12 protein-coding genes and 4 pseudogenes are annotated in these 13,629 nt (G+C 68.1%); 8 read left to right on the top strand and 8 right to left on the bottom strand.

Annotated features, from left to right (window positions below):
• The first annotated feature begins 1,480 nt into the window (after positions 1–1,480).
• From GEV07_28595 to GEV07_28575, 5 genes are all read left to right on the top strand, one after another.
• The gene (locus GEV07_28595; GenBank protein MQA06501.1) at positions 1,481–1,855 is read left to right on the top strand and encodes a metalloregulator ArsR/SmtB family transcription factor; all 375 of its coding nucleotides are present in this window, start codon (positions 1,481–1,483) and stop codon (positions 1,853–1,855) included.
• Positions 1,852–2,337, top strand: coding sequence for an SRPBCC domain-containing protein (locus tag GEV07_28590; protein ID MQA06500.1), 486 nt, complete (start codon positions 1,852–1,854; stop codon positions 2,335–2,337). The genes GEV07_28595 and GEV07_28590 overlap by 4 nt, the downstream gene beginning before the upstream one ends.
• A 147-nt stretch (positions 2,338–2,484) precedes the next feature.
• Complete coding sequence (locus GEV07_28585; protein MQA06499.1) at positions 2,485–2,937, top strand: MarR family transcriptional regulator; 453 nt, start codon at positions 2,485–2,487, stop codon at positions 2,935–2,937.
• 21 nt (positions 2,938–2,958) lie between these two features.
• Positions 2,959–3,225: a hypothetical protein gene (locus GEV07_28580; GenBank protein MQA06498.1), complete on the top strand. Its 267-nt coding sequence runs from the start codon at positions 2,959–2,961 to the stop codon at positions 3,223–3,225.
• Between the two features lie 360 nt (positions 3,226–3,585).
• Positions 3,586–4,341, top strand: coding sequence for an SDR family oxidoreductase (locus GEV07_28575; protein ID MQA06497.1), 756 nt, complete (start codon positions 3,586–3,588; stop codon positions 4,339–4,341).
• On the opposite strand, the pseudogene GEV07_28570 reads toward GEV07_28575, so the two are convergent.
• Positions 4,338–4,843, bottom strand: a pseudogene (locus GEV07_28570) (pyridoxamine 5'-phosphate oxidase family protein). The gene GEV07_28575 and the pseudogene GEV07_28570 overlap by 4 nt on opposite strands.
• Before the next feature lie 61 nt (positions 4,844–4,904).
• Here GEV07_28570 and GEV07_28565 point away from each other — a divergent pair.
• A pseudogene (locus GEV07_28565) lies at positions 4,905–5,434 on the top strand (pyridoxamine 5'-phosphate oxidase family protein).
• 27 nt (positions 5,435–5,461) lie between these two features.
• Here GEV07_28565 and GEV07_28560 read toward each other — a convergent pair.
• The 5 genes and pseudogenes from GEV07_28560 to GEV07_28540 form a co-directional block, all read right to left on the bottom strand.
• Positions 5,462–6,010: an alkylhydroperoxidase gene (locus tag GEV07_28560; protein MQA06496.1), complete on the bottom strand. Its 549-nt coding sequence runs from the start codon at positions 6,008–6,010 to the stop codon at positions 5,462–5,464.
• Between the two features lie 93 nt (positions 6,011–6,103).
• Positions 6,104–6,577: a carboxymuconolactone decarboxylase family protein gene (locus tag GEV07_28555; protein ID MQA06495.1), complete on the bottom strand. Its 474-nt coding sequence runs from the start codon at positions 6,575–6,577 to the stop codon at positions 6,104–6,106.
• A 59-nt stretch (positions 6,578–6,636) separates the two neighbouring features.
• Positions 6,637–7,545, bottom strand: a complete 909-nt coding sequence (locus GEV07_28550) for a sigma-70 family RNA polymerase sigma factor (GenBank protein ID MQA06494.1) — start codon at positions 7,543–7,545, stop codon at positions 6,637–6,639.
• Positions 7,546–7,637: 92 nt separating this feature from the next.
• Positions 7,638–9,013: pseudogene (locus GEV07_28545) on the bottom strand (amino acid permease).
• 80 nt (positions 9,014–9,093) lie between these two features.
• Entirely contained in the window at positions 9,094–10,428 is a 1,335-nt protein-coding gene (locus GEV07_28540) for an aminotransferase class III-fold pyridoxal phosphate-dependent enzyme (GenBank protein MQA06493.1), read from the bottom strand.
• A gap of 135 nt (positions 10,429–10,563) precedes the next feature.
• On the opposite strand from GEV07_28540, the gene GEV07_28535 reads away from it, so the two are divergent.
• A complete protein-coding gene (locus tag GEV07_28535) occupies positions 10,564–11,427 on the top strand; it encodes a LysR family transcriptional regulator (protein ID MQA06492.1) in 864 nt (287 codons plus the stop codon).
• Positions 11,428–11,444: 17 nt separating this feature from the next.
• On the opposite strand, the gene GEV07_28530 is transcribed toward GEV07_28535, so the two are convergent.
• The gene (locus GEV07_28530) at positions 11,445–12,425 is read right to left on the bottom strand and encodes a hypothetical protein (protein MQA06491.1); all 981 of its coding nucleotides are present in this window, start codon (positions 12,423–12,425) and stop codon (positions 11,445–11,447) included.
• 86 nt (positions 12,426–12,511) lie between these two features.
• Complete coding sequence (locus tag GEV07_28525; GenBank protein ID MQA06490.1) at positions 12,512–13,090, bottom strand: deaminase; 579 nt, start codon at positions 13,088–13,090, stop codon at positions 12,512–12,514.
• A gap of 97 nt (positions 13,091–13,187) precedes the next feature.
• Between GEV07_28525 and GEV07_28520 the strand changes: the two are divergent.
• A pseudogene (locus GEV07_28520) lies at positions 13,188–13,403 on the top strand (oxidoreductase).
• Positions 13,404–13,629 lie beyond the last annotated feature (226 nt).

Here is a 13,629-nt window from a genome sequence, read left to right as displayed (position 1 = left end):
CTAGGCGTGACCTTCGAACCTGCGCCGCTGCTGCTGCCCGCCGACGTGCAGGCCGGCCAGGAGTGGACGAACCGCGGCATCGCCAGCGGCGCGGGCCGAAGCGAACTGCTGAACTACCGGATGACCGCGAAGGCGACGACGCCGGACGAGCAACGACTGGACGACGACGGATGCCTGCAGGTGACGGCCAGGACGAGCTTCCGGCCGAAGGAGTCGGACGGTTCGACGGACGCCACCCGCTGGACCGAGCGGGACATGTGGTGCCCCGGCAAGGGGGTCGTGGACTCCGCCGGAAGGCTCGGCGGGGTCGACTACTCGATGGCGTCGGGTGGGCAACCGGCGCCCGTCCCGCCGGGTGAGGTGCGGGAGCAGCTGCCGGACACGGCCGACCTCGACCGCTGGGAACCCCGCAAGCTGACCGGCCTGGAAGGCGACGACACCTTCGGGCAGCGGCCGATGAAGCCGATGACGACGCTGGACGCGCCGGTGGTGAACACGTCCGGCTGCATCACGTACGCCTCCGGCCCGACGAGCGACCTGGTCAGCCTGCTGCCGCTCGGTTCAGGGAAGTACTGGATGCACTGGTGGGCGCGTCCCGGTGGCCAGATCCTGTCGACCGCCTCGTTCGGCCGGACGGTGGTGGTGGGCACGACCGACCGCCGGCTGGCGTACGTGCCTGGCACGGGGCTGCAGTGGTCGGTCACCCTCGACGACATCGCGCTCAACCCACCGGTGCGGGTGGGCAGCGACCGGTTCGCCATCGTGTCCGCGCGGGGGGTGGTCAGCGTGCGCAGCGCCGTCGACGGGCACGAGCTGTGGTCACACCGGATCTCCGAGGGCGTCCTGGTGCGGTCGCTGCTGATGACCGGCTGCTGGGCGTACGCCGACCCGGTGCTCACGGACCAGCTCGAGGCGTTCAGGCAGATGCACGTCGAGGCGGGCTTCGCGGCGTTCCAGCGGCTGTGCGCGGCGTTCAGCTTCGACGGCGAGTTCTACGCAAAGAACCGTGACCGGCTGCTCGGGCCGACCGGTGCGTGGGCCGACCTGGACGGCCGCGCCGAGGCGCACGCACGGTTGGTGGAGGCATGCATGACGCACGACGCCCGCGACCGGCTCGGTGAGATCACGGCGCCTTCGTTCGTGTTGCATGCCGGCAAGGACCCGGTCACCACGCCGCGGCACACCGGGCTGATCGAGGAGCTGATCCCAGGCTGCCGCAGCGAGTACTGGGCCGACCTGACGCACGTCGTCGCCGGCAAGGAGCTGAAGATCAGGTTCGACCAGCTGCTGCGGTCGTTCTACGCCGATGTCGCGGCTGGCTCGCAGCCGGCGGTTGCCCACGCCGACTGATACCGCGGCAGCCGCGGCCCGCTGCTGAACGGGCTCGGGTAGTGGTTCCGCGCTGCTCTACCCCCTCGGGCACCTGCGCTCTCGTCGCCCGCCTTGCCAGCAGGGCCGGCGTGGAGTAACGTACAATCAAATGGTTGTATATCAGCAAGCCGACGAGACCGTGGACAACGTGTTCCACGCGCTGGCCGACGCGACGCGCCGCGACATCCTCAGGCGCAGCGTCGGCGGCGAGCTTTCGGTGTCGCGGCTGGCCGAGGCGTACCCGATGAGCTTCGCCGCGGTGCAGAAGCACGTCGCGGTGCTCGAACGGGCCGGCCTGGTCGCGAAGGAACGCCGCGGGAGGGAGCAGATCGTGCGCACAGATCTCGACGCCGTGCGATTGGCACGGCTCGCGCTCGACCAGCTCGAGGCGCTCTGGCGTGGCCGGGTGGATCGGATGTCCGAGCTGCTCGCCGAGGTTGCCGACCCGGAAGAGAACGACCCTACGAGAGGACCGGACGAATGAGCGTCACCAGCATCGACAAGGACTTCGACAACCTGAGCCTCACCGTGATCGCGGACTTCGAGGCCACGACCGAGCAGGTGTGGCAGCTGTGGGCCGACCCGCGGCAGCTGGAGCGGTGGTGGGGTCCGCCGACCTGTCCGGCGACCGTGGAGGAGCACGAGCTGACCCCCGGCGGCAGCGTCACGTACTACCTGACCGGCCCCGAGGGTGACAGCCATCGCGGCTGGTGGCGGGTGACCGCAGCGAACCCGCCGAAGTCGCTGGAGTTCGTCGACGGGTTCGCGTACGACGACGGCACGCCGAACACCGAGCTGCCGACCACGACCGTGCGGATGCAGCTCACCGTCCACGGTGCCGGCACCCGGATGGAGATGCGTTCTGCCTTCGAGTCGAGGGACCAGATGGAACAGCTGGTCAACATGGGAATGGCGGAAGGAATCGAGCAGTCGGTGGGCCAGATGGACGCCTTGCTCGCCACCTGACCCCCGACCTCGCCTCTGGCGGGGATCAGCCCACCCCCCATCGCCCATGGACTGATCCCCGCTCGTTGCAACAGCATGCCTAGAAACAGTACGCAATGCAACTGTCGGGTGAGGTAATATTTCCGCGTGCCCATAAACCAGCCAGATATCGCACTTCCTGCCGGCTACGAAGCCGCCTGGCGGTCCTGCCTGCGCGGCCACGCCATGCTCGAACGCGCGCTGGACGCCGACCTGCGCGCCGAGCACGGCATGTCGCTGACCACCTACGACGCGCTCGTCCAGCTGTCCGAGGCGCCGAACCGGCAGCTGTACATGAAGGACCTCGCCGCCGCGCTCGTCTACAGCGTCAGCGGCCTGACCAGGCTGGTCGACGGTCTGGAGCGTGCCGGCTACGCCCGGCGCGAGACCGACCCGAAGAACCGCCGCGCCACCCTGGTCACCCTCACCGACGACGGCCTCGCCGCCCTCGAAGCCGCCTGGCCGACGCATGCGCGCGGCGTGCACGACCACTTCGTCATGCACATCGGCCCGAGCCAGGCCCGTACGCTCGCGACCGTCTTCGACGCCATCACCGCCGACCTGCAGCACGCATCCGGGTAGCCGGCCGACGAAGCGACGCCGGTGGACGGTAGTGCCGCGCCGTTCGCCCGCCGGCACGGCGGGTTGGTGCTGCTGCTGATCGCCTGGTGGGGGTTCGGCAACCTCTACGAGGCGGTCGTCGTGCTGCCGCTGCTCTGGCGCCGCCCGCCCGGCTCGCTGCCCGGTGCGGCCGCGCCGGGCAGCCCGGTGCTCTACTTCCTGCCGGCCGGTGTCGCGCTGCTCGTCTCGGTGTGGCTGCTGGTCGCCCGGGTCGTCCGCGGCGCCGGCGGCCGAGGCGCGCCGTCGTGACCACAGCAGGTCTGGTGACCGCCGCGATGGTCGTCACAGCGCCGCTCGTCGTCCTCGGCAACCCCGTGTTCCGCGACCCGGCACGCGACGAGTGCGTCAACGTCAGCCCGCCAGGCTCTGCACGGACGACCCCAACGACTGGCCGGTCTCAGATGCCGAACGGTGCGGCGTAGCGGACGGTGCCGGCGGGCAGTGCGTGGTCGGCGTCCAGGCCGAGGCAGCCTGCGCCTTCGGGGGTACGATCCTCGCGTTCGGCCCGGAAACGCGGGGGCGGAAGCTGGAAGCGGTCACGGTCGCCGAGTTGCGCGCAACGCCTGCTGACACGGGCGGTGCGGTGAGCGTGGAAGCAGGGAGGACAGCGTGACCGCGGTAGAACTCGCCGGCAGCGTAGCCGTGGTAACCGGCGCGGATAGCGGGATCGGATACGCCACGGCGACGCGGCTCGTGCATGCGGGAGCGGACGTAGTCGCGACGGACATCAAGGACGGCGAGGGGATGGCAGCGCTCGCCACCGCGGGTGCGACGACCAGGCGGTGCGACGTCACGGACGCCGGAGATAGGGCGGCGCTCGCCGCAGCGGTCGGCGAGGTCGCCCTCCTGGTCAACGCAGCGGGCGTCATCGGCTCGAAACCGATCGACGAGGTGGTCGAGGACGACTGGGATCGTCAATTGGGCACCAACGCGAAGGCGACGTTCTTCCTCAGCCAACAGATCGGCGGCGCGATGCGGCCAGGCGGTGCCATCGTGAACGTGTCCTCGATATCGGCACGTCGAGCCGTCAACACCGAGTCCGCGGTCTACGCGGCGAGCAAGGCCGCGGTCCTGTCCATCACCCGAAGCTTCGCGCACGCTTACGCCGACCGGCACATCCGGGTCAACGCTGTGCTGCCCGGCCTGATCGACACACCCATGCAGGAACGGCTGTTGCACGACATGGCCGCCGCACGCGGCGCCGACCTCGAGGAGCTACGCGGCGCCCGCACAGCCGGCGTACCGCTGGCGCGTACCGGCACTCCCGACGAGGTTGCCGAGGTCATCTGCTGGCTGCTCGCACCCGGCAGCGCGTATGTGACCGGCCAGAGCATCACCGCCGACGGTGGCCTCACGATGTTCTAGGCTGTATCGGTGGACGGCAGTGGCAGCCGGGTCCTGTGGTCCTTGGCGAGGTCGTGGAGCGGGCACGGCTGCTTGGGTTCGCGGGGCACAGGACCCAGAGGTCCGCGGCCGTCGCGCGGTAGAGGCGGTACGGGGACGGTGCCGTCACGTCCTGCCGGGTGAGTGGTGAGCCGCCGCGATCGGGCGCTCCAGGGTAGGTCTCCAGTGCGCGGTCGACGTCGTCGGCCGACAGCTCGTGGGCTTCCCCGGCTACGTAGACGGTGCGTCCGTGGTACGGCGCGACGGTGGAGTCGAAGATGACGAGGCTCACCTGCGGGCGCTCGGCGAGGTTGCGTGAGTGGTGGGCGTCGGCGGCGGAGGTCCAGTAGTACTCACGGACGCCGGCCGCGGCGAAGTAGACCGGTGTCGTCCACGGGCGGCCGTCCGGGTCGACGGTGCCGAGCGTCAGGTACCTGTTCGTGTCGACGATGGTCTGCGCGTGGGCGGCGAGTTCCTGCGTCATGGGCGCACCATATATCGGGCCGGCGCGATGAGTTCCGGGTTCTTGCCGAGTCGGACCCGTCATGGATACGAAGAACCTTGCCGATCTCTACGACCTGCCAGCGCTCGACTGGGCGGACGTCGAGACCCGCCTCGACGCGAGGTGTACCACAGGCGCCGGGTTCCGGTGGCTCGGACCGGCACACGTGTTGGCTTACTACGATCAACCCGGACGGCAGTCCGCACGTCACGGGTGTCGGCGCCGTCTGGGTCGACGGTGCCTTCTGGTTCCAGACCGGTGAGCGGACGCGCAAGGGAAGGAACGTCGCCCGCGACCCCCGGTGCGTGCTTAGCCTGGCCACCCACGAGTTCGACCTCGTCGTCGAAGGCACAGCCGACCGGGTCACCGACCCGCAGATCGTCGAAGCCATGGCGAGCCGACGGGCTGCCGACGGCTGGCCGGCGCGGGTGGACGAGAAGGGGCACGCGCTCACAGCCGACTACAGTGCCCTCGGCCGGACCGCCGCCGTGGTTCGTGTACCGCCTCACCACAACCGCCGCGACCGCTGTCGCCACCGTCGCCCCGGGCGGCGCCACCCGCTGGCGCTTCTGACACGAGCAACCGCGGCGAGGGGCGCCGTTACTCGTCGTCGGGCTCGAGGCCGGCGACGAGGTTGAAGGCGCCGGTGAGTACGTTGAGCGCCACCAGGCCGACGACGTCGGCGAGCTCGCGGTCGCTGTAGCCGTGGTCACGGAGCTCCGCTATCTGGGCGTCGGTAATGCTCGCGGGCGCGGTGTGCACCTGGAGCGCGAACATGACGATCGCGGCGACTGCCGGGTCCCCGGACGTGCCGAGCCGGGCCAGCTCGATCTCGTCGTCGTCCACCTCGGCCGCGCGGGCGGCGGAGGTGTGCGCGGCCAGGCAGAGCGCGCAGCCCTGGTGCTCCTGGATCGCAAGTGAGATGCGCTCGCCGACGCGACGGTCCAGCTTGGACCGCTTCATCGCTCGGCTCAGGCCGAGGTAGCCGCCGAGCACCGCCGGTGAGTGCGCCATGGTGCGGACCATGGCGCCCACCTGTCCATGCCGTTCGGTCAGCTCGGTGAGCACGTCACGGGCGCTGCCGCGGGCGGTGTCCGGCGTCAACGGCGCGAGACGTGGTTCCGTACGGTTCGTCGTTCCACTCGTCATGCCTTTCTTGACATATACCCCCTGGGGTATATGTCAAGCAAACGTCAGGCCCGGTGGAGATCGTCCCGCCGGGCCTGACGCGAAGCGGCCTCGCTACCCCCACTGACCGGGCTGGTAGTCACCGGCGGGTTGCTGGGTGATGATGTTCAGGCGGTTCCAGGTGTTGATGATGGCGATGACGCACACCAGTGCGGCGAGCTGGTCCTCGTCGTAGTGCTTGGCGGCATTGGCCCAGACCTCGTCGGTGACGCCGCCGGCGGCGTCGGCGAGGCGGGTGCCCTGTTCGGCCAGCTCAAGCGCGGCCCGCTCGGCGTCGGTGAAGACCTTCGCCTCCCGCCACGCCGCGACCAGGTTGAGCCGAAGTGCACGTTCTCCCGCATGCGCGGCCTCTTTGGTGTGCATGTCGATGCAGGCAGCGCAGCCGTTGATCTGGCTGGTGCGGAGTTGCACCAGTTCCCGCGTCGTGGCCGGCAGCGTCGAGTCCGACACCACCCTGTTCGCCGAGACGAGGTGCTTCACGGCCTTGGCGCTGACCGGGTTGCTGAGGTGGTCGAAACGGGCGTCCATGCTGATCTCCTTTCGGTTGCTCCTCAACCCACCGACGAAGCAGCCAGGCGAAGTGTGAGTCAGCCGGTCGTCCAAGGCCGTAGCTTCTCCGGGTTACGTACCACCCAGATGTGTGTGATCCGGTCGGCTGTGACGTCGAATGCGAACACGGCCACGGTGGCCTGGTCTTGCTGTGCCACCAGGCCGGGTTGGCCGTTGACGGTGCGTTCGAGGAGCGTCAGGTCGGGTGCCTTGTCGGCGATGTCGACGAGGTACTGCGCGATCTGCTCGTCGCCCTCGATCGGGTGGGGTGCGGCGGTGGCGAGGCCGCCCCCGTCGGCGATCGCTGTGGCGTCGGGGTCGAGGAGGCCGATGAGCGCGTTGATGTCCTTGGCTTCCCAGGCGTGCTTGACGTGCCTGACGATGGTGGCCTGGTGGGCTGGCGGCGTCTCTGGAGGCTGTGCCGTACGGATGCGGCGGCGGGCCGACGAGGCGAGCTGGCGGCAGGCGGCAGGCGTGCGGCCGACGATCTCCGCCACTTCGGTGAACGGGTAGCGGAACACGTCGTGCAGGACGAAGGCGACGCGTTCGGCGGGCGTCATCGATTCGAGGACGACGAGGAAGGCCATGGAGATCGACTCGTCGAGGGTGATCCGGTCGGCCGGGTCGGTCGTGGTGGCGGGCTGTCTGCTCATCCATTCCGTGTGTTCGGGCAACGGTTCCGGGATCCATTCGCCGACGTAGCGCTCGCGTCGGGCACGTGCCGAGCCGAGCAGGTCGAGGCAGATCCGGCTGGCGACCCTGGTCAGCCAGGCGCCTGGAGACTCGATGGCGTTCTGCTGCTGCCGCGACATGGCGTACCAGCGGGTGTAGGTCTCCTGGACGACGTCCTCGGCCTCGGTCAGAGAGCCGAGCAGTCGGTACGCGAGATTGATCAGCTGACGTCGCTCGCTGATGATCGCGCTCAGGCTCGGATCGGGCTCGGTCATGGTGTGGACGACCCTCCCTCGCTCACATTCTTGCCCTCACCAGTACGACGACACAGCCCATCGAAATGTGAGATGCGACGTGTCCGTCGGCATCACCTTTCCACGGAGGTCTCCGCGACGGGTGAAGTGTGCGTCTCGGTCGTGCTGACCAGGGACGGGAGCGGCGGTCCGGCTGTGCCTGCCTTCAGACGGCGTCGTAGAACAGCGGCCCACCAGATGGTGCCGAGGGCGAGTAACCCGGCGAGGGTGATCGCGTTCTGGTTGTTGACAGCAGGGAGGGTGAGCGCACCGATGACGGCCAGGCACCAGGCGAGGCCGAGGACGAGTACGACGTTGAGCCAGCGGCCGAGCGAGAACGCGCCTTCGGTGGCCGCGGGGATCCTGCCCTTGCGTTCGGCGTAGGCCGTGGCGACCATGGTCAGTCCGTAGGTGAGGTAGTAGGTGAGCCCGACGGTGACGAAGACGATTGCGGGGACGGGTGCCTTCGTACGGGCACCCACCCGTTGCAGTGTCTTGGAGGCGGGCAGCATGTTGTCCCGCGATAGCGCGAACGTCATCCTGGTGGCTACGGCCATGTTGGCGATGAGGCAGGCGAAGATGGACGCGAAGGCGACCACGATCAAGATGGTCTTCGCATAGCCGCCGACCTGGGTGCCGACCAGTTTGAGCACGGGGTTCTCCGAGCCCTGGAAGAAGTTGATCGGCGAGTTCGGCATCGCCATGCTGAGCAGCGCGAACACTCCGAACCCCATGATTCCCGACCAGATGACCGCACGGAACATGGCACGCGGCGCAGCGCGCCTGGGGTTCAGCGTCTCCTCAGCCAGGTCCGCGGCGCCTTCCCAGCCGAGCAGGACGTAGACGGGCAGGAGCGCTGCCAGGGCGATACTCGACAGGGTGATCGCATTGCCGTTCAACGGTTGAGTGTCGAGCAAGATCTTCGGCCCTTGGGTGTCCTTGAAGAACACGAAGAGCCCGACCAACAGAACGATGGCGAGGACGATGGTGCCGATCAACTCGATGGAAGCGCCGAGGTTGTTGATCCTCGTGGCGATCTTGACGCCGACGATGTTGATGATCCCCACCAGGATCGTGCAGCCGATGCTGAGTGCCTGTATCTGGCGCGTGGTGGGGTTCTCCCATATCTCCGGCGCGAAGACCGTCCCGATCGCGGCGGAGGTGGCCGAGGTGCCGGCGAGGAAGGAGACCAGCGCGATCCAGCCGGTGAACCAGCCGAAGTTGCTGCCCACGAGCCGACTCGACCACTGATAGGCGTAGCCGGTGATCGGCATTCGTCCGGCCAGATGCGCGTAGACGGCGACCATGGTCAGCACTGCCGGCAGGACAGCAGCTACAACAGGACGGCGGCACCGCCGATCTCGTCGAAGGGTGACTGGAACAACGTGATGATGCCGGTGTTGATCGACACCATGGAGAACGCCAGGGCGAACGCCGTGAACGAGCCCATGGTGCGGTTGAGCTGCTGGCCGTATCCCAGGTCGGCCAGTTCCTTCGCATCGGTGCGTGCCCGGTCTGCGGAACCCCTGCTCACGACGAGAACCTCATTCCATGCGCACCCTCGACCTCGCCGAGGACATCGTCGAGCACGTCGAGGGCCTCGCCGAGCAACTCCCGGCTGATGTCCAGCGGCGGTTTGACCTTGATCAGGCTGCCGAGGCCTCCGTAACGAGCCTCGCCGAGGATCACCCCACGGTCCTGGGCTCGCAAGAAGACCTCATGTGCCTCCGTCGTCGCCGGCTCCTTCGTCATCCGGTCACGGACGAGGTCGATCGAGACCATCAGTCCCGGCGACCTGACATCGCCGATCAGCGGGTGCCGTTCCTGCATCTCGAGGAGCCGCTTCGTTGCATACCTGCCGTGCTCGGCCGCGGCGGCGCACAGGTCGTCGTCGATGATCGCCCGGACGGTCGCCAGACCGGCCGCTATCGCGACCGGGAACTGACCGAAGGTCAGCTGGTCGTCCCCGGCGACGAGCTTGGCGTGCTCGGCCCTCGTCAGCACACCCGCGAGCGGGAAGCCTCCTCCCACACCCTTGCCGAACACCAGGACGTCCGGCTCGATGCCGTAGAAGTCACTGGCCCACATGGCGCCGGTCCGACCAAGGCCGGTCTGTACCTCGTCGACGATCAGCATGACCCCGTACTCGTCACAGATCTCACGGAGACCCTGGTGCCACCGCGGCGCGAACTCGTTGTGGCCACCGTTGCCCTGGATCGGCTCGTAGATCAACGCTGCCACCGACCCCTCCGTGCCCTTGTCGAAGGTCTGGCGCACCAGCTGCAGCGACAGCTCGGTGTCCTGCTCCGGGGTCAATCCCGGCCGCGGCCGGTAGAGGTCGGGCCGCGGCAGCCGCAGGAATCGCGGCTGCAACGCACCGAAGGCGTTGTTCGGGTGCGGCCAGCTAGCCGCCATGGTGGTGATCGAGCGCCCGTGGTAGGCGTCGTGCAGTACCGCGATGTGCGTGGCGTCCGGACGGTTCCGCATCGCCAGTTTGAACGCCATCTCGGCCGCCATCGAGCCGTGCAGGGTGAACCCGACCCGGTCGAGGTCGTTCGGTGCGATCCGAACCAGCAGGTCGGCGAGGTCGAGGAGCGCGGGCGTATGGAACGTGGGGCGGGCGTGGGTCATCTCCCGGGTCTGCGCGATCGCTGCCTCGACCACCCGTGGATCGTTCGCACCGAGGTTGTTCGACCACGCCTGTGCAGTGCAGTCGATGTACCGCTTGCCGGTGTCGTCCCAGACGTACGAACCCTCAGCACCGACCAGCGTCAGCTTCGTCGGGTCACCACCGGGAGGCTCGTGCAGTAGCACCGTCTTACCGCGTTCCCGCGACTCTCCCTGGTTGATCAGCGCGCTCGTCATGGATCCTCCCGACTCGACCGGCCACGTGCAGCTGGACCGAGATTAGGAACCCGAGGATGCAGCGCGGAAAGACCAGATCCCGTACAGTTGATAGATGCAGTCTATGAATGTGGATCTGCGCCATCTCCTGCCTTCGTGGCCGTCGCGCGATCACTCAACTTCACTCGCGCCGCCGAGGAACTCCACATCGCCCAACCGTCATTGAGCTACACGATCCAACAGCTCGAGAAGACCATCGGTGTCCCGCTGTTCAACCGGACGACCAGAGCAACCGAGCTGACACCCGACGGGGCGATCCTCTTCGATGAAGCCCACGCCGTCCTCGACAGGTATGACGCAGCCATGGAGCGCATGGCGCAGGTAGCGCGCGGTGAGCTCGGCCGACTCCGGGTCGGCTACCTCATCGGAGCTGCCGTCGACCACGTGCCGGCAATCCTGCGCGCGTTCGCCGACGACTACCCGGACATCCAGCTCGACCTGATCGAGTACGACTTCAGCACACCCAACGGAGGACTCGACACCGGAGACACCGACGTCGCCATCGTCAGGCCACCCCTGGACGACGTGCCCGACGTCATCACTGCGACCTTGCTGCGCGAACGCTGCTTCGCCTGCCTACCGACGCAGCACCACTACGCCGCCCGGCCCTCGGTAACCGTCGCCGACCTGCTCGACGAGTCGATCGTTGCTGCGCCGGGAACAGGGGCGTGGCGCGACTCATGGATCCTGGCGGATCAGCGTCAGGCGCCTCCCGACATCACCTACGAGGCCGCCACCTTCGAAGCGGAACTCCAAGCCGTCGCAGTCGACAGAGGCATCTCCATCGTCCCCGAGACCGCGCCACGCATCTACGCACGCCCAGGCGTCACCTTCGTGCCCATCGCCGACATGTCGGACTGCACCGTCGCGGTGGCTCGCCGGCCGGATGCACCACAGGCAGCAGCCAACTTCGCCGAGACCGCCCACCGCATCGTGCGCGATGCCAACCTCGCCCGATGAAGCAGGCCGAGGGCGTGCTACGCCACAGCGAGCGCGGCCTCGTCGGTGGCGGCATCGGCTTCGGTCCAGGTGGATTCGGCAGGTGGGTGGGCGAGATGCCAGCGCACGGACTCGGCGACGCGCTCGGCCGGCTTGCCCGGAACCCAGTTGAGGAGAGCCTGAGCACGGGCGACCGAGACCAGCAGATGTTGGCCCGGGGCAGCGGTCAGTGCCAGATCCGCGGGCAGCGCCTCGTCGGCTACCGGGACGAGTTCCGCGTCGGCATCAGCGGCCCCGATGATCTGGTCGAACCACGTGGACAGCGGCCAGGTCTCTGCTTCGCCGAGATTGATCGTCATCCCGTCTACGGCTCTGGAGTCGAGAGCGGCCAGCACACCGGTGGCGAGATCGTCGACATAACCGCGGGTCCAGAGCAGGTTGCCCGCCCCAATCGGGATGCGCCTTCGTCCGGCACGCAGCCGGCGCAGCACGATGTCTTCGCGCCGTTGCCAATCATGCGGGCCGTAGACCACCGGCAGTCGCAGCACGGTAGCCCCACGCGGGCGCCACCGGTCTTCGACATCGAGTTTTTCGTAATCGTCGGGCACGTGCGCAAACCCAGAACCGCGATGGGGGTAGCGCTGGTGACGCAGCTCGGCCTCCTCGGTCACGGGTACCGGAGCCTCGCAGCGCCCACTGCGCAGACCAGCGTAGGCCTGGTAGACGTCTTGACTGGAAAGCACCACCGTCGGCACCTCGGGTAGCACGCCAAGCACCGTGTCGACATCGGCCGCGGTGAGTGCACTGGTGTCCACCACCGCCTGCGGTGCGAATCTCCGCACCTCATCGGCGTGCTCGGCCAAGTCGTGCCGATCAGTCCACATCTGCCTGACCGGCACCCACGGGTCCGGCGCGCTGCGGCCCCGATGGACGACCAGAACCTCGTCACCGCGCAGATGCAGCCGCTCGACGATGCGACGGCCCAAGAACCACGTTCCTCCCAGCACCAGTACCCGCATACGGGAATGGTCATACAGCGAACCTGCCAAGGACAGTCCTGATCGCTAAGGGCGAACGCGGACCCGCTGGGGGTGCAGGGATGGACTCAGGTATGCAGGGTGGGCCGGTAGATGAGCTCTTGGATGTGGCCGTCGAGCGTCCGGTGCTCGATCAGCTCGAGGTCGAAGTCGGCCGCACCCTGGAAGATCGGGTCAGCCCCGGTCTGACCGGTGATCACAGGGAAGAGCGTCACCTGAACGCGGTCGACCAGACCGGCAGCCATCAGCGCCCGGTTCATCGACAGGCTGCCGTGCGAGCGCAACGGCACCTCGGACTCCTCCTTGAGTCGAGCGACGACGTCGACGGCGTCGCCGCTCACGACGGTCGCGTCCGGCCAGTCGAGGGATCCTTCCAGTGTGGTCGACACCACCGTTGCCGGCAGGCTCCTCATCCGGGTGACCCATGGGTCACGCACCTCGGACTCCTCGGTGCTCGAGGCCAGCATCCGCGCGAACGCCCGATAGGTGTTGGCACCGAAGACCATCCGCTGCTCTGCGTCGTACAGGGCGAGGCGGTGGCCGAGGAGCTCGGGGCCCTGCTTGCCCCAGTAGCCGGTCCAGTTGCCGCCGGCGGTGCCGAACCCGTCGAGGCTGGAAAAGACGTCGAACGTGTAGGTAGCGGTCATGATGCTCTCCTCGAGTGCGGTTTACCGCGTGTCGGGGAGACAGACCGGCAACCGCGGCAAGACTCATCGCCCTTGGACTCCTGGAGTCAGCCCGCTCCTGCTGGTGTATGAGACGGTCCCGGATCCGCGTCCGGGACCAGGGCAAGTCGGTGTCGCTGTCAAGGCTGCCGGGGGCCACCTGGTCGACACCAGGATCCGCGGGGGCGCCACCGGTGCCCCGTTCCCGCTGCCGGAGTTGCCGATGACTCCCGGCCGGGAGGTCGCCGGTGTGGTCGAGGAGGTCGGTGCCGGCGCCGATCCCGGTTGGCGCGGCAATGCGGGTGCCAGGTGATCCGCGACGTTTCCGTGCCACCTGAGGTGCGATGCGTGCCCGGCGGACTTGGAACGACCCGCGCGAACATCTAGATGAGTGATTCCTTGAAGGGTGTGGTCGGCGCGGCTGCGGAGACGTGGGGCGGAGGGTGTTCAAGATCGATGTGTGACCAAAGAACTGAACACCCTCCTGACAGCACTGTATGTGGTGGTCGACGATCACGTGG

Source organism: Streptosporangiales bacterium, from assembly GCA_009379825.1.
Lineage (GTDB): Bacteria > Actinomycetota > Actinomycetes > Streptosporangiales > WHST01 > WHST01.
Note: the sequence above shows the minus strand (reverse complement) of the source record. Positions and strands in the feature narration are given on the sequence as shown.